The sequence below is a fragment of the Streptomyces sp. NBC_00669 genome, from assembly GCF_036226785.1.
Taxonomy (GTDB): domain Bacteria; phylum Actinomycetota; class Actinomycetes; order Streptomycetales; family Streptomycetaceae; genus Actinacidiphila.
Genome location: NZ_CP109018.1, coordinates 7,822,210 through 7,847,540 on the forward strand (window position 1 = coordinate 7,822,210; position 25,331 = coordinate 7,847,540).

Annotated in this window: 21 protein-coding genes; 16 read left to right on the forward strand and 5 right to left on the reverse strand. The window is 71.2% G+C overall.

Translation table 11 applies throughout. The features are described 5' to 3' along the window. Positions 1 to 155: 155 nt before the first annotated feature. The gene (locus tag OG896_RS33060; protein ID WP_329371254.1) at positions 156 to 920 is read right to left on the reverse strand and encodes an IclR family transcriptional regulator; all 765 of its coding nucleotides are present in this window, start codon (positions 918 to 920) and stop codon (positions 156 to 158) included. Between the two features lie 308 nt (positions 921 to 1,228). Between OG896_RS33060 and metH the strand changes: the two genes are divergently transcribed. From metH to OG896_RS33075, 3 genes are all read left to right on the forward strand, one after another. Beyond that, the gene (gene metH / locus OG896_RS33065; RefSeq protein WP_329371256.1) at positions 1,229 to 4,759 is read left to right on the forward strand and encodes a methionine synthase; all 3,531 of its coding nucleotides are present in this window, start codon (positions 1,229 to 1,231) and stop codon (positions 4,757 to 4,759) included. Positions 4,760 to 4,901: 142 nt separating this feature from the next. Beyond that, on the forward strand, positions 4,902 to 5,606 hold the full coding sequence (locus tag OG896_RS33070) for an HAD family hydrolase (protein ID WP_329371258.1): 705 nt from the start codon (positions 4,902 to 4,904) through the stop codon (positions 5,604 to 5,606). Between the two features lie 210 nt (positions 5,607 to 5,816). Next, positions 5,817 to 7,412 (forward strand): ABC transporter substrate-binding protein, encoded by a 1,596-nt coding sequence (locus OG896_RS33075; protein WP_329371259.1) that lies wholly within the window; start codon positions 5,817 to 5,819, stop codon positions 7,410 to 7,412. A 122-nt stretch (positions 7,413 to 7,534) separates the two neighbouring features. Here OG896_RS33075 and OG896_RS33080 read toward each other — a convergent pair whose 3' ends face one another. Together OG896_RS33080 and OG896_RS33085 are read right to left on the reverse strand one after the other, a co-directional pair. After that, positions 7,535 to 8,206 carry a response regulator transcription factor gene (locus OG896_RS33080; RefSeq protein WP_328461965.1) on the reverse strand — a complete coding sequence of 224 codons (672 nt, stop codon included), beginning with the start codon at positions 8,204 to 8,206 and terminating at the stop codon, positions 7,535 to 7,537. Between the two features lie 13 nt (positions 8,207 to 8,219). Continuing rightward, on the reverse strand, positions 8,220 to 9,287 hold the full coding sequence (locus OG896_RS33085; RefSeq protein WP_329371262.1) for a RecB family exonuclease: 1,068 nt from the start codon (positions 9,285 to 9,287) through the stop codon (positions 8,220 to 8,222). 133 nt (positions 9,288 to 9,420) lie between these two features. Here OG896_RS33085 and OG896_RS33090 point away from each other — a divergent pair, with 133 nt between their 5' ends. The 3 genes from OG896_RS33090 (at position 9,421) to OG896_RS33100 (ending at position 12,492) form a co-directional block, all read left to right on the forward strand. Next, a complete protein-coding gene (locus OG896_RS33090) occupies positions 9,421 to 10,641 on the forward strand; it encodes a site-2 protease family protein (RefSeq protein ID WP_329371263.1) in 1,221 nt (406 codons plus the stop codon). Positions 10,642 to 10,768: 127 nt separating this feature from the next. Further along, positions 10,769 to 11,692: a tRNA (adenine-N1)-methyltransferase gene (locus tag OG896_RS33095; protein ID WP_329371264.1), complete on the forward strand. Its 924-nt coding sequence runs from the start codon at positions 10,769 to 10,771 to the stop codon at positions 11,690 to 11,692. Positions 11,693 to 11,910: 218 nt separating this feature from the next. Next, positions 11,911 to 12,492, forward strand: coding sequence for a hypothetical protein (locus OG896_RS33100; protein ID WP_329371266.1), 582 nt, complete (start codon positions 11,911 to 11,913; stop codon positions 12,490 to 12,492). 47 nt (positions 12,493 to 12,539) lie between these two features. On the opposite strand, the gene OG896_RS33105 is transcribed toward OG896_RS33100, so the two are convergent. Beyond that, positions 12,540 to 12,842 (reverse strand): ferredoxin, encoded by a 303-nt coding sequence (locus tag OG896_RS33105; RefSeq protein WP_328461960.1) that lies wholly within the window; start codon positions 12,840 to 12,842, stop codon positions 12,540 to 12,542. 251 nt (positions 12,843 to 13,093) lie between these two features. Here OG896_RS33105 and arc point away from each other — a divergent pair, with 251 nt between their 5' ends. The 5 genes from arc (at position 13,094) to prcA (ending at position 18,600) form a co-directional block, all read left to right on the forward strand. Beyond that, the gene (gene arc, locus OG896_RS33110; RefSeq protein WP_328461959.1) at positions 13,094 to 14,860 is read left to right on the forward strand and encodes a proteasome ATPase; all 1,767 of its coding nucleotides are present in this window, start codon (positions 13,094 to 13,096) and stop codon (positions 14,858 to 14,860) included. 93 nt (positions 14,861 to 14,953) lie between these two features. Then, the gene (gene dop / locus OG896_RS33115) at positions 14,954 to 16,465 is read left to right on the forward strand and encodes a depupylase/deamidase Dop (protein ID WP_328461958.1); all 1,512 of its coding nucleotides are present in this window, start codon (positions 14,954 to 14,956) and stop codon (positions 16,463 to 16,465) included. A gap of 132 nt (positions 16,466 to 16,597) precedes the next feature. Next, positions 16,598 to 16,816 (forward strand): ubiquitin-like protein Pup, encoded by a 219-nt coding sequence (locus tag OG896_RS33120; protein WP_328461957.1) that lies wholly within the window; start codon positions 16,598 to 16,600, stop codon positions 16,814 to 16,816. Positions 16,817 to 16,923: 107 nt separating this feature from the next. After that, positions 16,924 to 17,769, forward strand: a complete 846-nt coding sequence (prcB, locus tag OG896_RS33125; RefSeq protein WP_329371270.1) for a proteasome subunit beta — start codon at positions 16,924 to 16,926, stop codon at positions 17,767 to 17,769. An 81-nt stretch (positions 17,770 to 17,850) separates the two neighbouring features. Then, positions 17,851 to 18,600 (forward strand): proteasome subunit alpha, encoded by a 750-nt coding sequence (prcA, locus tag OG896_RS33130; RefSeq protein WP_329371272.1) that lies wholly within the window; start codon positions 17,851 to 17,853, stop codon positions 18,598 to 18,600. Positions 18,601 to 18,719: 119 nt separating this feature from the next. Here prcA and OG896_RS33135 read toward each other — a convergent pair whose 3' ends face one another. Continuing rightward, a complete protein-coding gene (locus OG896_RS33135; protein WP_329371274.1) occupies positions 18,720 to 19,733 on the reverse strand; it encodes a LacI family DNA-binding transcriptional regulator in 1,014 nt (337 codons plus the stop codon). 107 nt (positions 19,734 to 19,840) lie between these two features. Here OG896_RS33135 and OG896_RS33140 point away from each other — a divergent pair, with 107 nt between their 5' ends. The 5 genes from OG896_RS33140 (at position 19,841) to OG896_RS33160 (ending at position 25,291) form a co-directional block, all read left to right on the forward strand. Beyond that, positions 19,841 to 21,097, forward strand: coding sequence for an MFS transporter (locus OG896_RS33140; RefSeq protein ID WP_329371276.1), 1,257 nt, complete (start codon positions 19,841 to 19,843; stop codon positions 21,095 to 21,097). Positions 21,098 to 21,106: 9 nt separating this feature from the next. Continuing rightward, a complete protein-coding gene (pafA, locus tag OG896_RS33145; RefSeq protein WP_328461949.1) occupies positions 21,107 to 22,468 on the forward strand; it encodes a Pup--protein ligase in 1,362 nt (453 codons plus the stop codon). A 188-nt stretch (positions 22,469 to 22,656) separates the two neighbouring features. After that, entirely contained in the window at positions 22,657 to 23,682 is a 1,026-nt protein-coding gene (locus OG896_RS33150; protein ID WP_329371277.1) for an FKBP-type peptidyl-prolyl cis-trans isomerase, read from the forward strand. Between the two features lie 49 nt (positions 23,683 to 23,731). Beyond that, positions 23,732 to 24,103 (forward strand): FKBP-type peptidyl-prolyl cis-trans isomerase, encoded by a 372-nt coding sequence (locus OG896_RS33155; protein WP_328461945.1) that lies wholly within the window; start codon positions 23,732 to 23,734, stop codon positions 24,101 to 24,103. A gap of 246 nt (positions 24,104 to 24,349) precedes the next feature. Next, positions 24,350 to 25,291 (forward strand): helix-turn-helix transcriptional regulator, encoded by a 942-nt coding sequence (locus OG896_RS33160; protein ID WP_329371279.1) that lies wholly within the window; start codon positions 24,350 to 24,352, stop codon positions 25,289 to 25,291. The last annotated feature ends 40 nt before the right edge of the window (positions 25,292 to 25,331 follow it).

Sequence of the window (25,331 nt, forward strand, 5' to 3'; positions counted from 1 at the left end):
CCGTCCGTTGTTCGACATTGTCGACCGCAGGTCGAAAGTCTCGCCCTCCGCGCTGACCAGGTCAAGAGTGCTGTGACGGAGCAGACGCCCGCCGTGCCGCCAGGAGGGCCGGGCGGGGTGACCGGACACCGCCCCGCGCCCGGGTCGCGGGTGGATCAGAACCGCCCCGCGCCCAGGTCGCGGGAGACCGCCCGCGCGCAGTCCCGTACCGCCGCGACCAGCCGCGGCCTGATCCCGCTGTCGTCGCAGACCCGCTCCACCGCGCCGGTGATGCCCACCGCGCCGACCGGCATCCGCCGCCGGTCGTGCACCGGCGCGGCGACCGACGCCACGCCGTCCCAGGTCTCCTCCAGGTCCGCGGCCCACCCCCGGGCCCGGGTCAGGTCGAGCACCGCCTCGAAGTCCGCGGCGGACGTCACCGTCCGCCCGGTCAGCGCGGCCCGCTCGCCCTCGGCCGCCTCGCTGTGCGCGACCGGGTCGTACGCCGCCAGCACCTTGCCGAGCGCGGTGCTGTGCAGCGGCTGCATGGCGCCGACCTCCAGCACCTGGCGGCTGTCGTCCGGCCGGAAGACGTGGTGCACGATCAGCACGCCCTGCTGGTGCAGCACCCCCAGGTACGCGGCCTCGCCGCTCGACCTGGCCAGGTCGTCGGTCCACACCAGGGCGCGGGCCCGCAGCTCGTGCACGTCCAGGAAGCTGTTGCCCAGCCGCAGCAGCTCCGCGCCGAGCTGGTACTTCCCCGACACCGGGTCCTGCTCGACGAAGCCCTCCTGCTGGAGGGTGCGCAGGATGCCGTGCGCGGTGCCCTTGGCCAGGCCGAGCGAGGACGCCACGTCCGACAGCCCCAGCCGCCGCTCACCGCCCGCCAGCAGCCGCAGGATCGCCGCGGCGCGTTCCAGTGACTGGATGGGACCTGGCATGGCGGGCGCTCCAAGAAGTACGGGACGGCGCGGGTCGCCGACCGGTGCTCGCCGGCGGCCGGATGCGGCCGGGGCGGGCACGGTCGACGAAGCTCCGGGTCGACAATGTCGACCTTCATCATTCTTCATCATGGCAGAGCGGGGTGGGCACCTCACCAGCGCCACCCGTCCGCTCTCTGGAATCGGCCGAGCCGTTCCGGCCGCGCCCGCTACGCTGGCGGAGTGCGTGCCGTGCGGGCGCGGCCTTTCCCGGCCGACCCGCGCGGCCAGCGCATAGCCGACAGCCGTCGCACTCCAGGGAGCAGTCCATGGCTTTGCCGTCCCCCTCGTCCAGCCACGCCTCGTCCGCGTACGACGCGGCCCGGGTCACCGCCTTCCGTGAGGCGCTGGCCTCCCGCATCGTCGTCGCCGACGGCGCGATGGGCACGATGCTCCAGGCGCAGGACCCGACGCTGGACGACTTCCAGCAGCTCGAAGGCTGCAACGAGATCCTCAACGTCACCCGCCCGGACATCGTCCGCTCCGTCCACGAGGCGTACTTCGAGGCCGGGGTCGACTGCGTCGAGACCAACACCTTCGGCGCCAACCACTCGGCGATGACCGAGTACGACATCCCCGAGCGGATCGAGGAACTGTCCGAGGCCGGCGCCCGGCTGGCCCGCGAGGTCGCCGACGGCTTCGCCGCCGACGGCCGCCGCCGCTTCGTGCTCGGCTCGATCGGCCCCGGCACCAAGCTGCCCACCCTCGGCCACACCGACTACGCCACCCTGCGCGACGGCTACCAGGCCAACGCGGCCGGCCTGATCGCCGGCGGCGCCGACGCGCTGGTCGTGGAGACCATGCAGGACCTGCTCCAGGTCAAGGCCGCGCTGGTCGGCTCGCGCCGCGCGATGGCCGCCGCCGGCGCCAACGTCCCGCTGATCTGCTCGGTGGCCGTCGAGACCACCGGCACCATGCTGCTCGGCTCCGAGATCGGCGCCGCCCTGACCGCGCTCGAACCGCTCGGCATCGACCTGATCGGCCTGAACTGCTCCACCGGCCCGGCCGAGATGAGCGAGCACCTGCGCTACCTCGCCCGCCACTCCCGCATCCCGCTGACCTGCATGCCCAACGCGGGCCTGCCGGTGCTGACCAAGGACGGCGCGCACTACCCGCTGTCCCCGTCCGAACTCGCCGACGCGCACGAGACGTTCGCCCGCGAGTACGGCCTGTCCCTGGTCGGCGGCTGCTGCGGCACCACCCCCGAGCACCTGCGCCAGCTGGTGGACCGGATCGGCGGCCACGACATCGCGCCGCGCGACCCGCGTCCCGAGCCGGGCGCCGCCTCCCTCTACCAGACCGTGCCGTTCCGCCAGGACACCTCGTACCTGGCGATCGGCGAGCGGACCAACGCCAACGGCTCCAAGAAGTTCCGCGAGGCGATGCTGGAGGGCCGCTGGGAGGACTGCGTGGAGATGGCCCGCGACCAGATCCGCGAGGGCGCCCACCTGCTCGACCTGTGCGTGGACTACGTCGGCCGGGACGGCGTCGCCGACATGGCCGAGATCGCCGGCCGGTTCGCCACCGCCTCCACCCTGCCGATCGTGCTGGACTCCACCGAGGTGGACGTGCTGCGGGCCGGGCTGGAGAAGCTCGGCGGCCGCGCGGTGCTCAACTCGGTCAACTACGAGGACGGCGACGGCCCCGAGTCCCGCTTCGCCCGCGTCACCGCGCTCGCCGCCGAGCACGGCGCCGCCCTGATCGCGCTGACCATCGACGAGGAGGGGCAGGCGCGTACCGTCGAGAAGAAGGTCGCGATCGCCGAGCGGCTGATCGACGACCTCACCGGCAACTGGGGCATCCGCGAGTCCGACATCCTCATCGACTGCCTGACCTTCACCATCTGCACCGGCCAGGAGGAGTCCCGCAAGGACGGCATCGCCACCATCGAGGCGATCCGCGAACTCAAGCGCCGCCACCCCGACGTGCAGACCACGCTCGGCCTGTCCAACATCTCCTTCGGCCTCAACCCGGCCGCCCGCACCGCGCTGAACTCGGTCTTCCTCGACGAGTGCGTCAAGGCCGGGCTCGACTCCGCGATCGTGCACGCCGCCAAGATCCTGCCGATCGCCCGCATCCCCGAGGAGCAGCGCCAGGCCGCGTACGACCTGGTCTACGACAAGCGCGCCGAGGGGTACGACCCGCTGCAGAAGCTGATGGAGCTCTTCGAGGGCGTCGACTCCAAGTCGCTGAAGGCCGGCCGCGCCGAGGAGCTGATGGCGCTGCCGCTGGACGAGCGGCTCCAGCGCCGGATCATCGACGGCGAGAAGAACGGCCTGTCCGCGGACCTGGACGAGGCACTGGCCGAGCGCTCCGCCCTGGACATCGTCAACGACACGCTGCTGGCCGGCATGAAGGTGGTCGGCGAGCTGTTCGGCTCCGGCCAGATGCAGCTGCCGTTCGTGCTCCAGTCCGCCGAGGTGATGAAGACCGCGGTCGCCTACCTGGAACCGCACATGGAGAAGGTGGCCGACGGCGAGGAGGCCGGCAAGGGCACGATCGTGCTGGCCACCGTCCGCGGCGACGTGCACGACATCGGCAAGAACCTGGTCGACATCATCCTGTCCAACAACGGCTACAACGTGGTCAACCTGGGCATCAAGCAGCCGGTCTCCTCGATCCTGGAGGCGGCCCAGGAGAACCGCGCCGACGTGATCGGGATGTCCGGGCTGCTGGTGAAGTCCACCGTGATCATGAAGGAGAACCTGGAGGAGCTCAACCAGCGCGGCCTGTCGGCGAAGTACCCGGTGATCCTCGGCGGCGCCGCCCTCACCCGCGCCTACGTCGAGCAGGACCTGCACGAGATCTACGCCGGCGAGGTCCGCTACGCCCGCGACGCCTTCGAGGGGCTGCGGCTGATGGACGCGCTGATCGGCGTCAAGCGCGGGGTGCCCGGCGCGGCGCTGCCGGAGCTGAAGGCCCGCCGGGTGCCCAAGCGGGAGCAGCCCGAGCAGCCGGAAGAGCCCAACCTGGGCCAGGTCCGCTCCGACGTCGCCGTCGACAACCCGGTGCCGGCCCCGCCGTTCTGGGGCAGCCGGGTGGTCAAGGGCATCCAACTCGCCGACTACTCCTCCTGGCTGGACGAGGGCGCCCTCTTCAAGGGCCAGTGGGGCCTGAAGCAGTCCCGCGCGGACGGCCCGAGCTACGAGGAACTGGTCGAGTCCGAGGGCCGCCCCCGGCTGCGCGGCCTGCTCACCAAACTCCAGTCCGAGCACCTGCTGGAGGCAGCCGTCACCTACGGCTACTTCCCGTGCGTCTCCAAGGGCGACGACCTGATCGTGCTGCACGAGGACGGCACCGAGCGCACCCGCTTCACCTTCCCGCGCCAGCGGCGCGGCCGGCGGCTGTGCCTGGCCGACTTCTTCCGCCCCGAGGACTCCGGCGAGACCGACGTGGTCGGCTTCCAGGTGGTCACCGTCGGCAACCGCGTCTCCGAGGCCGCCAACGAGCTGTTCGCCGCCGACTCCTACCGCGACTACCTGGAGCTGCACGGCCTGTCCGTGCAGCTCGCCGAGGCGCTCGCCGAGTACTGGCACGCCCGGGTCAGGGCCGAACTCGGCTACGCCGGCGAGGACCCCTCCGCCGTCACCGACATGTTCGACCTGAAGTACCGCGGCGCCCGCTTCTCGCTGGGCTACGGCGCCTGCCCCGACCTGGAGGACCGGGCGAAGATCGCCGACCTGCTGGAGCCGGAGCGGATCGGCGTCAAGCTCTCCGAGGAGTTCCAGCTCCACCCCGAGCAGTCCACCGACGCGATCATCATCCACCACCCCGAGGCGAAGTACTTCAACGCCCGCTGACCAGCGGTTCGCCTGTCGTTGCGCGGTCCGCAACGGCCCGACGTACACTGGTGGGTCCGGCAGAGGCCGGTCGCCTCCCCGCGCTGTTCAGCGGGGTGCGGCGACCGGCCTCTGTGTCCCCCAGAACCGAGGAGTGGGGCCTATGACGAGCAGCATTCCGGTCGCCGACACCCGTGCGGCGAAGGGGCCCGGCGGGCCCTGGGCCGTGCTCCTGGACCTGGACGGCACCCTGGTGGACACCGAGGGCCTGTGGTGGGCGGCGGAGTCCGCGGTCTTCGCGGACCTCGGCCACGTGCTGGACGAGGCGCACCGCGCGGTGGTGGTCGGGGGCCCGATGGCCCGCAGCGTGGGCCACCTGATCGACGTCACCGGCGCCACCGCTCCGGCGGCCGAGCTGATGACCGCCATCAACAGCCGCTTCGAGCACCTGGTCGCCCAGGGCGCGCCGCTGATGCCCGGTGCCCGCCGGCTGCTGACCGACCTGGTCGCGCACGCCGTGCCCACCGCGCTGGTGTCGGCCTCGCACCGCCGCACCATCGACGTCATGCTGCGCTCGCTCGGCCCCGAGCACTTCGCCTTCACCCTGGCCGGCGACGAGATCGGCCGCACCAAGCCGCACCCGGACCCGTATCTGGCCGCCGCCGCCCGGCTCGGTACCGACCCCGCGCACTGCGTGGTCGTCGAGGACACCCTCACCGGTGTCGCGTCCGCGGAGGCGGCCGGCTGCCGGGTGGTCGCGGTGCCGTCGGTGGTGCCGATCCCGCCCGCGCCGGGACGGACCGTGGTCCGGTCGCTGGAGGACCTCACCGTCCCTTTTCTGCGCTCCTTGCGCACGTCCCTTCACTGAGTGTGCCGCCGGGGCGGTTCCGCTCGTCGGGACCGCCAACTTTGGCCACCCGTTGGTGCTGATCACCGGCAACCTCGGTATCGTCGCCCCAGCGTGCCCCGCGCTGCCTCCAGCCCGTACACCTGCGATCCGGGTGCGCGGGCGGCCTTGTTGGGCCTTATGGGCGCGTCACGAGCCCCCGGCACATGCGCAAGAGGAGAACGACCAACGATGAACCGCAAGCTTCTGGTGCTGCCGGCCCTGCTCGGCGCGTTGGCACCCGCGATCACCGGGTGCGGCAGTTCCGGCGGCAGCGGCGGCAGTGGCAAACCCATCGTCGTCGGTACCACCGACAGCATCGAGCTGACCAAGGACAACCCGGCGCCGCTCGACCCGGCGACGTCGTACGACAGCGCGACCTGGAACGTGTTCTACAACACCTTCCAGATGCTGCTGACCTACCAGCGCGGCAGCACCACGCCGACCCCCGACGCCGCCAAGGAGTGCCACTACGCGGGCACTTCGGGTCTGACGTACCAGTGCACGATGCGGGACGGCGAGAAGTTCTCCACCGGCCGTTCCCTCACCTCCACCGACGTGAAGTTCTCCGTCGACCGTATGCAGAAGATCCACTGGTCCGACGGCCCGTCGTCGCTCATATCCGACGTCAAGAGCGTGGACGCGCCCGACCCGCAGACGGTGGTCTTCCACCTCAAGCATCCCGACGCGACGTTCCCGGCGAAGCTCGCCACCCCGGCCGCCGCGATCGTCGACAGCACGGTCTACCCGGCGAAGAAGCCGTACACCGGCTGGCGGCTGGTCGGCTCCGGCCCGTACAAGCTGGACTCCTGGACCGCGGGCAAGCAGGCGGTGTTCTCCAAGAACTCGCATTACGACGGCACGCTGAAGATGCACAACAGCGCCGTCACCCTCAAGATGTTCGCGGACTCCAACAAGATGGAGGACGCGATCAAGTCCGGCCAGCTGGACGTGATGAGCCGGCAGCTGTCGCCGGACCAGATCCAGGCTCTGCAGAGCAACCCGGACCCGGACTTCAAGCTCACCCAGTCCTCCGGCGGCGAGGCCCGCTACCTCTTCCTCAACACCGACGCGCCGTCGCTGAAGAAGGTCGCGGTCCGCCAGGCGATGGCCCAGCTCATCGACCGGCAGGCGATCACCCGCGACGTCTACCAGCGCACCGCGGTGCCGCTGTACTCGGTGGTCCCGCAGGGCATCACCACGCACGTCAACTCGTTCTACGACACCTACGGCGAGCCCAGCGTCAAGAACGCGCAGAAGACGCTCAGGGACGCCGGCATCACCAGCAAGGTGCCGCTGACCATCAACTTCCGCCGCGACAACGGCGGCACCATGAACAAGGCCGAGGCCGAGGCGATCGCGAAGCAGCTCGACGCGTCCGGGCTCTTCGACGTCCACGTCGAGGCCGAGCAGTGGAACGCCTTCCTGAAGGCCGCCGGCGAGGGCAAGTACCAGGTCTTCGCGCTGAGCTGGCTGCCGGACTTCCCGGACCCGGACAACTACATCGCCCCGTTCTTCGACAAGGAGACGTTCATCCCGCTGCCGTACAACCTGACGGAGATCCGGAACACGATCCTGCCGGAGACCCGCAGCCAGGCCCAGCGCAGCGCCACCACCGACGCGTTCGGCGCGGCGCAGAAGCTGGTCGCGGAGCAGGTGCCGATGCTCCCGCTGTGGCAGGCGAACCAGTACATCGCCGCCCGCAACGACATCACCGGCGCGGAGTGGGCGCTCAACGCCTCGACCACCACGCAGTTCTGGGAGCTGGGCCGCGGCGCCTCCGGCTGACCGCGCACCCGCCCCACGGCGAACGCCCCCGCGACGAGCCCGGAAGGGCCGCGCGGGGGCGTTCGCGTGTGCGGGTGGCTGCCCCCCGGGTGTACGGGGACCCCGGCGCGCCGGGCGGGGCCTCAGCTCGCGCCGGGGCGCACCAGGCCGCTCTCGTACGCGTACACCGCCGCCTGCACCCGGTCGCGCAGGCCCAGCTTGGTGAGCACATGGCCGACGTGGGTCTTGACCGTGGTCTCGCTGACGAACAGCTCCGCGGCGATCTCCGCGTTCGACAGGCCGCGGGCGACCAGCTTGAGCACCTCGACCTCGCGCTCGGTCAGCGCGTGCAGCGGCTGCGGCACCGACTCCTCGCCCGACGGCAGCCGGCCGGCGTACTTGTCCAGCAGCCGCCGGGTGATGCTCGGCGCGAGCATCGCCTCGCCGGCGGCCACCACCCGGATCGCCTGCACCAGTTCAGCGGCCGGCGCGTCCTTGAGCAGGAAGCCGCTGGCCCCGGCGCGCAGCGCCTCCACCACGTACTCGTCCAGGTCGAAGGTGGTCAGCACCAGCACCTTTGCCGGGCCCGACCGGTCCGGGCCGGTGATCTGGCGGGTCGCCTCGACGCCGTCCATCCGGGGCATGCGGATGTCCATCAGCACCACGTCGGGCTGCAACGCCCGCACCTGGTCCAGCGCCTGCTGGCCGTCACCGGCCTCACCGACCACGGCCAGGTCCGGCTCGGCCTCCAGGATCATCCGGAAGCCGGTGCGCAACAGGGGCTGGTCGTCCACCAACAGGACGCGGATCGCCACGAGTACTCCTTCGCTAGACCGGACCATTCTCGCCCACGGCGGGCCCGGTCCCGGCGATGCGCGCCAGCGGGTACGGCGGGGGAGTCCCGCCGAACTCCGGGCACAGCGCCTGGTGGTCGCACCAGCCGCACAGCGGGGTCCGCCGCGGTCGCCAGTCACCGCTGGCCGTCGCCTCCTGGATCGCCTCCCACAGCGACAGCAACCGCCGCTCGGTGCGCAGCAGGTCGGCCTCCGACGGGTCGTAGGTCCGTACGTCGCCGCTGCCGAGGTAGACCAGCTGGAGCCGGCGCGGCACCACCCCGCGCAGCCGCCACAGCACCAGGGCGTAGAAGCGCATCTGGAAGAGCGGCTCGTCGGCGTACTCGGGGCGGGGGGCCTTGCCGGTCTTGTAGTCCACCACCCGCAGGTCCCCGGTGGCCGGTGCCACGTCCAGCCGGTCGACGTAGCCGCGCAGGGTCAGGCCGGACTCCAGCACCGTCTCCACGTACAGCTCGCGCTCGGCGGGCTCCAGGCGGGTCGGGTCCTCCAGGGTGAACCAGCGCTCCACCAGCCGCTCGGCACTCTCCAGCCAGGCCGACAGCGCCGCCGCGTCGAGCGCGCCCTCGGCCGCGCTGAACAGCCCGGCCAGCTCGGGACGGGCCGCCAGCAGCCGCTGCCACTCGCCGGGCACCATCGCCCGGGCCCGCTCGGGTGTGCGCTCCACCGCCGGGGCGTCGAACAGCCGCTCCAGCACCGCGTGGACGACGGTGCCGCGGGTCGCCGCCTCGCTCGGCTTCTCCGGCAGCCGGTCGATCACCCGCAGCCGGTACAGCAGCGGGCAGCGCATGAAGTCCGCGGCCCGCGACGGCGAGAGCGACACCGGCGGGCGCGGCGGCAGGCCCCCGCGGGGCCCGCTCTCCGGCGGCACCGGCCCGCCCTCCGGGGGCACCGGCCCGCTCTCCGGCCCGCTCGGCCCGGCCTCCGGGGAGGTCCGCCCGGCCGGGACCAGCCCGGGCGCGGGTTCGGGCGGCGCGCCCTCGGGCGGGACGGGGCCGGGTGACGCGCTGTCGGGAGTTCGGGTGCTGTCGGCGGGGGTCCCCATGGCAGACGACCTTACGGCCTGGCACCGACACGGACACGCGCCGGTGTGCGCCGATCGGCTGGGCAATACCATGGGGGCGATGCCCCTCGTGCCGCATGATCGGCACGGGGGTCTGTTTTCAGAAGGGGAACCAGTGAGCGAGAGCGGCCGTCCGCCGTCCCAGAACACCCGCACCCCGGGCCGAGGTGGCGACGACGGCACCGACAAGCAGCCGAGGGAGCCCGGCGGCGGCATCCTGATGGGCCGGTTCCTCGGCGTCCCGATCTACGTCGCCCCGAGCTGGTTCCTGGTCGCCGCCCTGATCACCTGGGTCTTCGGCGGGCAGCTCGACACCGTGCTGCCCGAACTCGGCCGGGTCCGCTACCTCGTGTCGCTCTTCTTCGCGGTCGCCTTCTACGCCTCGGTGCTGGTGCACGAACTGGCCCACACCGTGGCCGCGATCCGCTTCGACCTGCCGGTGCGCCGCATCCAGCTCCAGTTCTTCGGCGGCGTCTCCGAGATCGAGAAGGACTCCGACACCCCTGGCCGCGAGTTCATGCTCGCCTTCGTCGGGCCGCTGCTGTCGCTGGTGCTCGCCGGCGTCTTCTTCGGCGGGATGCAGCTCGTCGAGCGCGGCACCGTGCCCGGGGTGCTGCTCGCCGGGCTGATGATCAGCAACCTGATCGTGGCGATCTTCAACTTCCTGCCCGGGCTGCCGCTGGACGGCGGCCGCATGCTGCGGGCCGTGGTCTGGAAGTTCAGCGGCAACCCGATGAAGGGCACCGTCGCCGCCGCCTGGGCCGGCCGGGTGCTGGCCCTGGCCGTCCTGATCGGGCTGCCGATGCTCTCCTACGCCCGGGGCAACGGCGAGAGCGGCGCGGACTCCCTCACCGACGCGCTGCTCGCCGCGATCCTCGCCGCGATCATGTGGACCGGCGCCGGCAACGGGCTGCGGATGGCCCGGCTGCGCGAGCGCCTGCCGGACCTGCGGGCCCGCACGCTCACCCGGCGGGCCGTCCCGGTCTCCTCCGACACCCCGCTGTCCGAGGCGCTGCGCCGCGCCAACGAAGCTGGCGCCCGCGCCCTGGTCGTGGTGGACGGCAAGGGCGACCCGACCGCGCTCGTCCGGGAGTCGGCGATCATCTCGGTGCCCGAGCACCGGCGCCCCTGGGTCGCGGTCAGCGGCCTGTCCAACGACCTGCGGCCCGGGATGCGGGTCTCCGCCGACCTCACCGGCGAGGAACTCCTCGACACCCTGCGGGCCACCCCCTCCACCGAGTACCTCGTGGTCGAGCCCACCGGAGAGATCTACGGCGTGCTGTCCACCGCCGACGTGGAACGCGCCTTCGTGGCCGCCATGTCCCGGGCGGCCTGAGCCGCCGGGCTCGACCCGCGCTGCTCGACCCGTGCTGCTCGACCCGCGCGGCCTGATCGGTCGCCCGGTTCGCCGGCGGGCCCCGGGCCCGTCCGGAGCGGCCCCGGCCAGCGACTAGGGTGGTCCTATGTCCGAACCGACTGGTGCAGCCCGCAGGCGCGGGCCTTTCAGAGTCGGGGACCAGGTCCAGCTCACCGACCCCAAGGGACGCCACTACACGTTCACGCTCGAAGCCGGAAAGCAGTTCCACACCCACAAGGGCGCTTTCCCGCACGACGAGCTGATCGGTGCCCCCGAGGGCAGTGTGGTGCGGACCACGGGAAACGTCGCCTACCTCGCGCTGCGCCCCCTGCTCCCCGACTACGTCCTGTCCATGCCCCGCGGCGCCGCCGTGGTCTACCCCAAGGACGCGGGGCAGATCCTGGCGATGGCCGACATCTTCCCCGGGGCCCGGGTGGTCGAGGCAGGCGTCGGCTCCGGCTCGCTGAGCAGCTTCCTGCTCCGCGCCATCGGGGACCACGGCATGCTGCACAGCTACGAGCGCCGGGCGGACTTCGCCGAGATCGCCACCCAGAACGTCGAGCGCTACTTCGGCGGGCCGCACCCGGCCTGGCAGCTCACCGTCGGCGACCTCCAGGACCACCTCTCCGACACCGACGTCGACCGGGTCATCCTCGACATGCTCGCGCCCTGGGAGTGCCTGGAGCCCGTCGCCAAGGCGCTGGTGCCCGGCGGCATCCTGTGCGCCTACGTGGCCACCACCACCCAGCTCGCCCGCACCGTGGAGGCGATCCGCGAGCACGGCACGTTCAACGAGCCGGCCGCCTGGGAGTCGATGGTGCGCACCTGGCACGTCGAGGGACTCGCGGTGCGCCCGGACCACCGGATGATCGGCCACACCGGCTTCCTGCTCACCGCCCGCCGCCTTGCCGACGGCGTCGAGCCGCCGCTGCGCCGCCGCCGCCCTGCCAAGGGTGCCTACGGCGAGGACTACACCGGGCCGGGCAGCGGCAGCGGCAGCGGGAACGGGACAGCCGAAGCAGAGAGCTGAGACCCGTTTTCGGCCAACTTCACCGCGCCGCCGCTGGTTTGTCCTTCCGGACACCGGCGGCGGCGCGCGACGTTTCCGGCCGCTCCGGCTCGCCCTCATCGGAACCCCCACCGGCATCCCCACCGGACCACCCCGGCACCCCGCCGTTCCGCGCCGATGTGACGTGTGGCACCATGCTGGCCACCCCCGCAGACCAGAACCCCCCAGGAGTCAGGCGAGTGCAGCCCTCCGCAGGTCCGGCCCTCCCGCACACGCACAGCCGCGCCGTGCACTGGATCACCACCGCCGCGGCCCTGGGCGCCCTGGTCGCGGCCGTGGCCGTGGTGCAGCCCGCCGACGCCAGCCCCAAGGCCGACGCCAGACCGCCGGCGCCGTCCGGGCCGCCGGTGCCCGCCCCCGACCCGCACGCCGCGACCTACCCGCTGACCTGCGCCCCCGGCGCCAAGGCCGAGGTGATCTCGCAGGTCAGCGCCGACTTCGACGGCGACGGGCGCCCCGAGACCGCCGTGGTGGTCCGCTGCCACTCCGACACCGGCACCCCGCCCAGCGGCGTGTACGTCCTGTCCGCGCCCGCCCACCCGGGCGGCGCCCCCAAGATCGCGGTCACGCTGGTCAACCCCAAGGACGACCGGCAGATCTCCGACTTCCGGCTCGACGGCGACAGCGTCAAGGCCACCGTGCTCGGCTTCTCCAGCGACGACACCCCGCGCTGCTGCCCCGACCTGAAGCGCACCTACACCTGGGAGTGGCGCGACGGCCGCTACGTGGCGCTGCCCGGCCCGGCCTCCAACGCCATCTGACGGCGCCCTGGCCCACCGGCCGGCCCCGCCCGGGGCCGGCCCCCCGCTCAGTCCGCCGCCGGGCCGTACACCTCGACCTGGTCGGCGGCCCGCCGCACGTGGATGCACTCGCCCGGGCACTCCTTGGCCGAGTCCACGACATCCGTCAGCAGCGGCAGCGGTACGGGTACGGTGGCACCAGGGGACTGGAGCAGCTCGTCGTCCGAGCCCTTGACGTACGCCAGGCCGTCGATGTCCAACTCGAAAACCTCGGGCGCGTACTGGACGCAGATCCCGTCGCCCGTACACAGGTCCTGGTCGATCCAGACCTCAAGCGCCTCGGCTGTGCCCTGGCCCTGGCTGTCGCTCACGGAACCCATCCCTGCCGTTCGTCGTTCGGGAATCATCGGGGAAGCAACAGCCCTCGGCGGCTGTTGACCGAAACGACGATACAACCGGCGGCTTTCGGATGGAGATCGGCGGGTATCTCAGTGGCGAAGGGACGTACGCAAGGGTGAAGATCGGACACACCGCGATCGTCTTTGTGATCTAGGGGTTTCAACCCCTACCAGCCCAGGTAGGGTCTGGGAACGTCCAGCTCCCCTTGGAGGAGGTGAGGACCGTGGCGGCCCACGACGACGAATTCAACCGTGGCGGCCGACCCGCTCGTGGTTCGGAAGACCCCATGAGCCAGGTCGCCTTTCTTGAGCAGGAGATCGCCGTCCTGCGACGCAAGCTCGCCGACTCTCCGCGGCACACGAGGATTCTCGAGGAGAGGATCGTCGAGCTGCAGACCAACCTGGCCGGCGTCTCCGCACAGAACGAACGGCTTGCGAACACGCTCCGCGAGGCCCGCGACCAGATCGTGGCCCTCAAGGAGGAGGTCGACCGGCTCGCGCAGCCGCCGGCCGGCTTCGGAGTGTTCCTCCAGGCCAACGAGGACGGCACCGCCGACATCTTCACCGGCGGCCGCAAACTGCGGGTCAACGTCAGCCCGTCCGTCGAACTCGACGACGTCAAGCGCGGCCAGGAGCTGATGCTCAACGAGGCGCTGAACGTGGTCGAGGCGATGGAGTTCGAGCTGGTCGGCGACATCGTCACGCTCAAGGAGATCCTTGAGGACGGCGAGCGCGCCCTGGTGATCGGGCACACCGACGAGGAGCGTGTGGTCCGGCTCGCCGAGCCGCTGCTCGACGGCACCCTGCGCACCGGCGACGCGCTGCTGCTCGAACCCCGCTCGGGATACGTCTACGAACGCGTGCCCAAGAGCGAGGTCGAGGAGCTGGTCCTCGAAGAGGTCCCCGACATCGACTACCGGCAGATCGGCGGCCTCGGCAACCAGATCGAGCAGATCCGCGACGCGGTCGAACTGCCCTACCTGCACGCCGACCTCTTCAAGGAGTACGAACTGCGGCCGCCCAAGGGTGTGCTGCTGTACGGCCCGCCCGGCTGCGGCAAGACGCTCATCGCCAAGGCGGTCGCCAACTCGCTGGCCAAGAAGGTCGCCGAGGTCACCGGCCAGCCGCAGGGCAAGAGCTACTTCCTGAACATCAAGGGTCCCGAGCTGCTCAACAAGTACGTGGGCGAGACCGAGCGGCAGATCCGCCTGGTCTTCCAGCGGGCCCGGGAGAAGGCGTCCGAGGGCACCCCCGTCATCGTCTTCTTCGACGAGATGGAGTCCCTCTTCCGCACCCGCGGCTCCGGTGTCAGCTCCGACGTGGAGAACACCATCGTCCCCCAGCTCCTCGCCGAGATCGACGGCGTCGAGGGTCTGGAGAACGTCATCGTGATCGGCGCCTCCAACCGCGAGGACATGATCGACCCCGCCATCCTGCGGCCCGGCCGCCTGGATGTGAAGATCAAGATCGAGCGTCCGGACGCCGAGGCGGCCAAGGACATCTTCACCAAGTACCTCCTCGACACCCTCCCGCTGCACTCCGACGACCTGGCCGAGCACGGCCAGTCCCCGGCCGGCACCGTGGACGCCATGATCCAGTCGGTGGTCGAGCGGATGTACTCCGAGACCGAGGAGAACCGCTTCCTGGAGGTCACCTATGCCAACGGTGACAAGGAGGTCCTGTACTTCAAGGACTTCAACTCCGGGGCGATGATCCAGAACATCGTGGACCGGGCGAAGAAGATGGCCATCAAGGACTTCCTCGACCACGACCAGCGCGGGCTCCGCGTCAACCACCTGCTCGCCGCCTGTGTCGACGAGTTCAAGGAGAACGAGGACCTGCCGAACACCACCAACCCCGACGACTGGGCGCGGATCTCCGGTAAGAAGGGCGAGCGGATCGTCTTCATCCGCACCCTGGTGACCGGAAAGCAGGGGGCGGACACCGGACGCTCCATCGACACCGTGGCGAACACCGGACAGTATCTGTAAGCACTACCCTCCGGCTGCGGGTCCCGACCAGCGGGTACCCGCAGCCGGTGTGTTTTCGGCTCGGATGGGCCGGAGCAGGGCAAGGAGGGCCGCATGACCGTACGGCGAGTAATGGGCATCGAGACGGAGTACGGCATCTCCGTCCCCGGCCACCCCAACGCCAATGCCATGCTCACCTCGTCCCAGATCGTCAACGCCTACGCGGCGGCGATGCACCGGGCGCGGCGCGCCCGCTGGGACTTCGAGGAGGAGAACCCGCTGCGGGACGCCCGCGGCTTCGACCTCGCCCGGGAGGCGGCTGACTCCACCCAGCTCACCGACGAGGACATCGGCCTCGCCAACGTGATCCTCACCAACGGCGCCCGGCTCTACGTCGACCACGCCCATCCGGAGTACTCCTCGCCGGAGATCACCAATCCGCGCGACGCGGTGCTGTGGGACAAGGCCGGCGAGCGGATCATGGCCGAGGCGGCGGTGCGCGCCGCGCAGCTGCCCGGTGCCCAGCAGATCCTGCTCTACAAGAACAACACCGACAACAAGGGCGCCTCCTACGGCACCCACGAGAACTACCTGATGCGCCGGGAGACCCCGTTCTCGGACATCGTCCGGCACCTGACGCCGTTCTTCGTCTCCCGGCAGGTGGTCACCGGCGCGGGCCGGGTCGGCATCGGCCAGGACGGCCACGACGACGGGTTCCAGCTCAGCCAGCGCGCGGACTACTTCGAGGTCGAGGTCGGCCTGGAGACCACCCTCAAGCGCCCCATCATCAACACCCGCGACGAGCCGCACTCCGACGCGGAGAAGTACCGCCGGCTGCATGTCATCATCGGCGACGCCAACCTGTCGGAGATCTCCACCTACCTCAAGCTGGGCACCACCTCGCTGGTGCTGTCCATGATCGAGGAGGGGTTCATCAAGGTGGACCTCGCGGTGGACCAGCCGGTGCGGACCCTGCACGAGGTCTCCCACGACCCCGGGCTGCAACGGCTTGTCACGCTCCGCAACGGCCGGAAGTTGACCGCTGTACAACTTCAGATGGAGTACTTCGACCTCGCCCGCAAGTACGTCGAGGAGCGCTACGGCAGCGACGCCGACGAGCAGACCAGGGACGTGCTCGCCCGCTGGGAGGACGTCCTGGGCCGGCTGGAGAGCGACCCGATGAGCCTGGCCGGCGAGCTGGACTGGGTGGCCAAGCTGGAGCTGCTGGAGGGCTACCGGCGCCGCGACAACCTGGACTGGGACGCCGCCCGCCTGCACCTGGTCGACCTCCAGTACGCCGACGTGCGTCCCGACAAGGGCCTGTACAACCGCCTGGCGGCCCGCGGACGGATCAAGAGGCTGCTGACCGAGGAGGAGGTCCTGCGGGCCGTACAGCGGCCGCCGGAGGACACCAGGGCCTACTTCCGAGGCCGCTGCCTGGAGCAGTACGCCGACGACGTGGCCGCCGCGTCCTGGGACTCGGTGATCTTCGACCTGCCGGGCCATGACTCCTTGCAGCGCGTCCCCACCCTCGAACCGCTGCGGGGCACCCGCAACCACGTGAAAGAGCTGCTCGACCGCTGTCGTACGGCCGAGGAACTGGTCCGCATCCTGTCCGGGGGATGATCCGCGGCTGAAACGGTCCAGAACCGGGAATCAAGTCCGTAGCACTCGGACGTTGTCGTATTCGAGGGCCGCAGTCGGACCCTCCTTGTAGGGTCTGATCTTGTACGCACGCAACCGAGCGGGGTGAGGGACATGGCTACCAAGGACACCGACGGCGGACAGCAGCGGGCTACGCGTTCCACGGACGAGGTCGAGGAGGTCCAGGAGGACGCCAAGGCCGCCGACGACCTCAAGGAACGCCAGGAGAAGCTTTCGGACGACGTGGACTCGGTTCTCGACGAGATCGACGACGTCCTGGAGGAGAACGCCGAGGACTTCGTGCGCTCCTTCGTCCAGAAGGGCGGCGAGTAGCCGCTCGCCGTCCGTCCGCCCCGCGTCCCCCGGACCGCGGGGCGGATGGACGCCGGGCCCATGGGTAGGGTCCGTAGCAAACACCATGATCGTGTGGAAGGAATCGCGTGGAAGCCAACACTCGTAAGCCCGGGCATCTGCCGGCTGCCTTCCTGACGCCCGGCTCGTCGTCGTTCCTCGACTTCCTGGGCGAGCACTCGCCCGAGCTGCTGCCGGGGAACCGCGCGCTGCCGGCGGTCAAGGGAGCGGTCGAACTGCCGCACGGCACCACCATCGTGGCCGCCGTCTTCGACTCCGGCGTCGTGCTCGCCGGTGACCGGCGCGCCACCATGGGCAACGTCATCGCCCAGCGGGACATCGAGAAGGTCTTCCCGGCCGACGAGTTCTCCGCGGTCGGCATCGCCGGCACCGCCGGCCTCGCGGTCGAGATGGTCAAGCTCTTCCAGCTGGAGCTGGAGCACTACGAGAAGATCGAGGGCGCCACCCTCTCCCTGGAGGGCAAGGCCAACCGCCTGTCCACCATGATCCGCGGCAACCTCGCGATGGCCCTGCAGGGCCTCGCCGTGGTCCCGCTCTTCGCCGGCTACGACACGGACCGCGCCAAGGGCCGGATCTTCTCCTACGACGTCACCGGCGGCCGGAGCGAGGAGGCGAACTTCGCCTCCACCGGCTCCGGTTCGGTCTTCGCCCGCGGCGCCCTGAAGAAGCTCTACCGCAAGGACCTGACCGAGCAGCAGACCGTCACCGCCGTCATCCAGGCGCTGTACGACGCGGCCGACGACGACTCGGCCACCGGCGGCCCCGACCTGACCAGGCGGATCTACCCGATCGTCACCGTCATCACCGAGGACGGCTTCCGCCGGCTCGACGAGTCCGACGTCGCCGCGATCGCCCGCTCGGTGCTCGACGGCCGGCTCGAACACCCCGACGGCCCGCAGGCCGAGGTGCTGTGACGCCCGTTCACCCGCCGCGCCCCCCGCGCCCCTTGACCCACCACGCAGCGCCGACGACAGCAGAAAGGCACGGTTGAGCCGGTGTCCACGCCGTTTTACGTTTCGCCCCAGCAGGCAATGGCGGACCGCGCGGAGTACGCCCGCAAGGGCATCGCGCGCGGCCGCAGTGTCGTGGTCCTCCAGTACACCGACGGCATCGTCTTCGTCGCCGAGAACCCGTCCCGGGCGCTGCACAAGGTCAGCGAGATCTACGACCGGATCGCCTTCGCCGCCGTCGGCAAGTACAACGAGTTCGAGAACCTCCGGATCGGCGGCGTCCGCTACGCCGACCTGCGCGGCTACACCTACGACCGGAACGACGTCACCGCCCGCGGCCTCGCCAACGTGTACGCGCAGACCCTCGGCACCATCTTCTCCAGCGTCGGCGAGAAGCCGTACGAAGTGGAGCTGATCGTCGCGGAGGTGGGTGCCGCTCCCGAGGACGACCAGATCTACCGCCTGCCGCACGACGGTTCCATCGTCGACGAGCACGGCGCGGTCGCCGTCGGCGGGAACTCCGACCAGATCGGCAGCTACCTCGACCAGCGGCACCGTGACGGGATGACCCTCGCGGAGGCGCTGGCGCTGGCCGTCGAGTCGCTCGGGCGGGACTCCAACGGCGGCAGCGACCGGCAGCTCACCGCCGAGCAGCTCGAAGTCGCGGTGCTGGACCGGACCCGGCCGCAGCAGCGGAAGTTCAAGCGGATTCTGGGCCGCCAACTGTCCCGCCTGCTCGACACCGAAAGCGCGTCCACCACGAAAACGGACGAGCCCTCCGACGACGAGGAGTAGGGCGTTCCCCGCGCCCCTGAATTCGCGCGGCTTCTCCGGGAGGAGAGGCCACTCCAGGGGGCGCGGGGAGGTGCGCGACCCGCCACGACGGTGCTGTGCTCGGGTCCGGCGGCGGAGCCCTACGGCGCCGGCGGGAGCCCCGTGGAACCGCGGACCACAAGCTGGACCGGGAGCTCGACCGGGGCGACGGGCACCCCGTCGAGCGCCGCCAGCAACGCCGACATTCCACGCGCGCCCACATCCTCCGCGGGAAGCCGGACGGAGGTGAGCTCCGGGTCGAGCGCGGTCGCCAGCTCCAGATCGTCGAAGCCGGAAACGGACACGTCGTCCGGCACCCTCAACCCGAGCCCGCGGGCGGCCTTGCAGGCGCCCGCGGCGAGAACGTCGCCGTCGCACAGGAGAGCGGTGGGGCGCTCGCCGGAAGCCGTGAGCGCGCGCACCGCGGCCTCACGCGCGGAGCGGACATCCAGCCCGCACCGCTCGGTCGCCAGGTGCGCGCCGTCCACCCCGCCCAGCTCCTCGCGGACCGTCTGCGCGCGGACCCGGAACGTCCAGGTGTCCACGTCGGCGGCGAGATGGGTGATCCGGCGGTGGCCGAGGCCGACCAGGTGCCGTACCACCTGGCGGATGCCGTCCGCGACGGCGAGATCCACGGTCGGCGGGCCCCCCTCCGTACCGGGCCCGCTGTCCAGCATCACCAGCGGCAGCCCGCCGTCGGCGATCCCGGCGAGCGCGTCCGCCGCCATGGAGGAGGCGATCACCCCGTCGATCGCGGCGCGCGCGGAGCCGAACGGGTCGCGGGCCGGGCCGACCCCCTCGGGTGACGGGTAGAGCACCACCCCGAAGCCGTGCGCGTCGGCCACCCGCGCCGCGCCCGCGTAGACCCGGGCGAAGTACTCGTGGGTGAGCGCGGGCACCACCAGCAGCGCGGTCCTGGTCCGGCCGAGCCGCAGGCTGCGCGCGGCCAGGTTCGGCCGGTAGTCCAGCTCGCCGGCCGCCGCGCGCACCGCCAGCGCGGTGCGCTCCGAGACCCGCCCGCGCCACTTCCCGCCGAGCACCAGCGACACCGTCGCCTGCGACACGCCGGCCACCCGCGCCACATCCCGTGAGGTGGGTCGATCGCTTCCGGCCACACCGCCCGCCACCTTCCGGAACCGGTCCCACGGCCTGGACCCGTGAGCTGCCGTCATGGTACGTATGACGCTGACGTTATACGTAACACTTGACTGGGGGAGGGGCAATGGCGAGCGGTTACGCCGACCTGCTGCGGGCCCGGCACGCGGTACGGCTGCTCGGCGGGACCCTGCTGGGACGGCTGCCCAACGGGATGTCCGCGCTGGCGATCGTGCTGTTCCTGCGCGCGCACGGCGCGGGCTACGGCCTGGCCGGCACCCTGTCCGCGCTCTACGGGCTCGCGGTGGCCCTCGGGCAGCCGCTGCTCGGACGGGCGGTGGACCGCAGGGGGCAGCCGCGGGTGATGGCGTCGGCAGCGCTGCTGGCCGCGGCCGGCTTCGCGCTGCTGGCCGTCAACGGACCGCGCCCGCTGCCGGTGGCGATCGCCGCGGTGCTGCTCGCCGGGGTCGCCACGCCGCCGCTGGAAGGCGGCCTGCGGGCGCTGTGGCCGATGGTGCTGGACCGCGAGGAGCAGGTGCAGCGGGCCTACGCCCTGGACGCGGCGGCCCAGGAGGTGCTGTTCACGCTCGGCCCGCTGCTGGTCACCGCGGCGGTCGCGGTCGCCTCGCAGGCCGCCGCGCTGGTGCTCGCCGGGCTGCTCGGCGTGGCGGGCACCCTGATCGTCGTCACCTCGGGGCCGTCCCGGCAGTGGCGCGCCAAGGCCCGCGAGCCGCACTGGCTGGGCGCGCTGCGCTCACCCGGGCTGCTGGCGCTGCTGGGGTCCTGCTTCTTCGTCGGCATCGCCCTGGGCGCCTTCTCGCTGGCCGCGGTCGCCTACGGGGACGATCACGGCGGCGGTTCCGCCGCGGCGTACCTGCTGGCCGCCAACGGGGCCGGCGCGCTGGTCGGCGGGCTCGTCTACGGCGGGCGGTCGTTCGCCGGCGCCCCCGAGCGGCGGCTGCGGCTGCTCGCGGTGGGCCTGGCGGCCTGCTACCCGCCGCTGCTGCTGGTCCCCGCGCTGGGCTGGATGCTGCCGCTCGCCGCGCTGGCCGGGCTCTTCCTGGCGCCCACCCTCGCGTGCGGCTTCCTGGTGGTCGACCGCCACGCCCCGCCGGGCACGGTGACGGAGGCGTTCTCCTGGGTGGTGACCGCGATGGGGGTCGGCGCGGCGCTCGGCACGGCGGTCGCCGGGGTGGTCGCGCAACACGTCGGAACCTCCGCGGGATTCGGTGTTTGCGCGGTGTGCGGTGCCGTGGCGCTGGGCGTACTGCTGTCGACCGGGCGAATCCTGACGGTGCGGGAGGTCGAAACCGATCGGGGTGTTGCGGAAAAAGATCCAAACCGTGGCCCCGATCCCCGTTTCAGCACGTCGCATCAGGCGTAATGTTCAGACATGGACCGCCGCATTTTCGGGCTGGAGAACGAGTACGGCGTCACATGCACGTTCAGGGGACAGCGGCGTCTGTCCCCTGACGAGGTGGCGCGGTACCTCTTCCGCCGTGTCGTGTCATGGGGCCGCAGCAGCAATGTTTTCCTCCGCAATGGGGCCCGCCTCTATCTCGACGTCGGCTCGCACCCGGAGTACGCCACTCCCGAGTGTGACAACGTCACCGAACTCGTCACGCACGACAAAGCCGGTGAACGCATCCTTGAGGGCCTTCTGGTGGACGCCGAGCGGCGCCTGCACGAGGAGGGCATCGCGGGTGATGTCTACCTGTTCAAGAACAACACCGACTCGGCCGGCAACTCCTACGGTTGCCACGAGAATTACCTGGTCGCCCGGCACGGCGAATTCTCCCGGCTGGCGGACATCCTCATTCCGTTCCTCGTCACCCGTCAGTTGCTGTGCGGCGCGGGCAAGGTGCTGCAGACCCCGCGCGGCGCGGTCTTCTGCGTGAGCCAGCGCGCCGAGCACATCTGGGAGGGCGTCAGCTCGGCGACCACCCGGTCCCGTCCGATCATCAACACCCGTGACGAGCCGCACGCCGACGCCGAGCGGTACCGCCGGCTGCACGTCATCGTCGGGGACTCCAACATGTCGGAGACCACGATGCTGCTCAAGGTCGGCGCCACCGACCTGGTGCTGCGGATGATCGAGGCCGGCACCGTGATGCGCGATCTGACGCTGGAGAACCCGATCCGGGCCATCCGCGAGGTCAGCCACGACATCACCGGCCGCCGCAAGGTCCGGCTCGCCTCCGGCCGGGAGGCGTCCGCGCTCGACATCCAGCAGGAGTACTACTCCAAGGCCGTCGAGTTCTGCGAGCGCCGCGGCATCCGCAGCGGTGTCATCGACCAGGTCCTGGAGCTGTGGGGCCGCGCCCTGGAGTCGATCGGCAGCGGCGACCTGTCGAAGATCGGCACCGAGATCGACTGGGTGATGAAGTACCAGCTCATCGAGCGCTACCGGAACCGCGACAACATCACCATGTCCCACCCGCGGGTCGCGCAGATAGACCTCGCCTACCACGACATCCACCGCCGCCGCGGGTTGTACTACCTGCTGGAGCGGAAGGGCCAGGCCAAGCGGATCTGCAGCGACCTGAAGATCTTCGAGGCCAAGTCGGTGCCGCCGCAGACCACCCGGGCCCGGCTGCGCGGTGACTTCATCCGGCGCGCCCAGGAGCAGCGCCGCGACTTCACCGTCGACTGGGTGCACCTGAAGCTGAACGACCAGGCGCAGCGCACCGTGCTGTGCAAGGACCCCTTCCGGTCGGTGGACGACCGGGTGGAGAAGCTGATCGCCGGGATGTGACCCGGACGGATGCGACCGGTGTGAGGTGACCGGGCGTATCCACCACAGCATCCACACAGGCCCCGTGCGTATCTCGTACGGGGCCTGTCGCACGCCGTAGGGTATGGGGCTGTACTTGTGTTCCCCCCATGATCCACCCGTCAGTCCCCAGCACGCCCCCCACCCCGACGACAGTAACGAGGAACTCCGTGCGCCGACGCTCAGCACTGCTCGCAGTCCCCGCGCTCATGCTCACCGCCGCCGGCTGCGGCAAAGACAGCAAGAGCGGGTCGGCGAAGTCCAGTTCGACGCCCTCGACGACGTCCTCGACGACGCCGCCCACGTCGCCGACCACCTCCGCGACCCCGAAGGCGGAGATCGTCTCCGGCCCGGTGCCGGCGATCACCGCGGGCACGGCCTTCGACCAGAAGCCGACCATCGCCAAGGGCACCGGCACCCCCTCCACCAAGCTCGCCGTCAAGACGGTGATCAAGGGCGACGGGCCGAAGATCGTCAGCGGCGACTACGTCCAGGTCAACTACCTGGGCCAGATCTGGAACACCGCGAAGGTCTTCGACACCTCCTTCGGTAAGAGCCCGTACACCAACGTGATCGGCCAGGGAAAGCTCATCCCGGGCTGGGACCAGGGCCTGGTCGGCCAGCAGGTGAAGAGCCGGGTGGAGATGGCGATCCCGCCGTCGCTGGGCTACGGCAGCAGCGGCAACTCGCAGGCCGGCATCAAGGGCACCGACACGCTGGTGTTCGTCATCGACGTGCTCAACCGCTTCAACGGGAAGAGCTCGTCGACCGGGAAGGTGGTGCCGCAGACCAATGCGGACCTGCCGAAGTCCGGCACCAACACCGACGGCAAGATCCCGTCGCTGACCATCCCGAAGGGCGTCAAGGCCCCCACCAAGCTCGTCTCCGAGTACATCCTCGAAGGCGACGGCCCGGTGATCAAGTCCACCGACGCGGTGCTGGCGCAGTACCAGGGCAAGGTGTGGAGCACCGGCAAGGAGTTCGACTCCAGCTACAGCCGCGGCGAGCTGGCGGCCTTCGAGCTGAGCCAGCTCATCCAGGGCTGGCAGCAGGGCCTGGTCGGCAAGAAGGCCGGCAGCCGGGTGCTGCTGGTGACGCCGGGCTCGCTCGCCTACGGTGCCAACCCGCCCTCGGGCAGCGGCATCCCGAAGAACGCGACGCTGGTGTTCACGCTCGACGTGCTGGCCATCCTGTGAGGTCTGCAAGACTGTCCAGGTTGCCCGCAACAGCACAAGGAGCACCGCAGTGAGCATCGACAAGCCCGAGATCGACTTCCCGGGCGGCGAGCCGCCGGCCGACCTGGAGGTCAAGGACATCTGGGAGGGCGACGGCCCGGTCGCGAAGGCCGGCGACACCGTCTCCGTCCACTACGTCGGCGTGGCGTTCTCCACCGGCGAGGAGTTCGACGCGAGCTGGAACCGCGGTACGCCGCTTCAGTTCCAGCTCGGTGTCGGCCAGGTCATCGCCGGCTGGGACCAGGGCGTGCAGGGCATGAAGGTCGGCGGCCGCCGCCAGCTGACCATCCCCTCGCACCTCGCCTACGGCGACCGCGGCGCCGGCGCCGCGATCCGCCCGGGTGAGACCCTGATCTTCGTCTGCGACCTGGTCGCCGTCTGACCCCCCTCTCGGTGTCGACGGTCGATCATGCTCGGCCCCGCCTTCGTCGGGGCCCGCGCGTGTTCTTCCTTCCGACACCGGCGCGCCCTTTGGCTCGCCCACCGGGGCGACCTGGACACGTTCACGTGTGAACCCAGGGCGCTGCCCGTGACCGCGGCCCCCGCCCACCCGGCGGGGGCCGCGGTTTTGGGTCGACGCCCAGGAGCGGTACGGTCAGCGGCGAGGGCGCAAACGGAGGGCTTGCAGATGGCGATTGCCAAGGCTGAGCGGTTGATGAACCTTGCGCTGTGCCTGATGAACACCCGGCGCCCGGTCAGCAAGCGTGAGCTGCGCGCGTCGATCGAGGCGTACCACGAGGTCACCTCGGACGAGTCGTTCAACCGGATGTTCGAGCGCGACAAGGACGACCTGCGCGAACTCGGCCTGGTCATCGACACCGTGGAGAGCATCGACGGCGACTTCGGGTACCTCGCCCGCAGCGACCGCAACCGGCTGCCGGACATCGCCCTGGACCCGGAGGAGGCCGCCGCGCTCGCGCTGGCCGCGAAGGTCTGGCAGCAGGCACGGCTCGCCGAGGCCGCCAGCGGGGCGCTGCAGAAGCTGCGCGCGGCCGGTGTGCCGTACGAGGACGCCACCAGCGCGCTGGAGCCGCGGATTCCGGCCCCGGAGCCGGCCTTCGAGGCGCTGATGGTCGCCACCCGTGAGCGCAAGGCGGTCGCCTTCGACTACCGCAAGGCGAACGCGGTACGGCCCGAGCCGCGGCTGGTCGAGCCGTGGGCGCTGGAGTGCTGGCGCGGCCACTGGTACCTGGCCGGCCACGACCGCGACCGCGGCGATGTCCGGGTCTTCCGGCTGTCGCGGATCTCCGGCCGGGTCAAGGTGCGCGGGGCGTTCACCGCCGAGGTGCCCGACCACATCGACGTCCGTGAGACCGTGGCCCGTTGGGCCGGTGAGGGCGCCACCGCCGCCACCGCGCGGATCAGGCTGCGCCGGGACAGCGGCTACCCGCTGCGCGCCCGCGCGGTCGCCACCACCCCGGTCGACGCGGACTGGGACGAGCTGGAGGTCCCGTACGGGCACGGCCTGGACGCCTGGCTCGCGGAGTTCGGCCCCGACGTGGTCGTGGTGGCCCCCGACGAGCTGCGCGCGGACCTGGTGGACCGGCTGCGCGCGGTGGCGAAGGGCTAGGCGATGGCCGAGACATCCCTTCGGGGCCCTGTGCGGACCC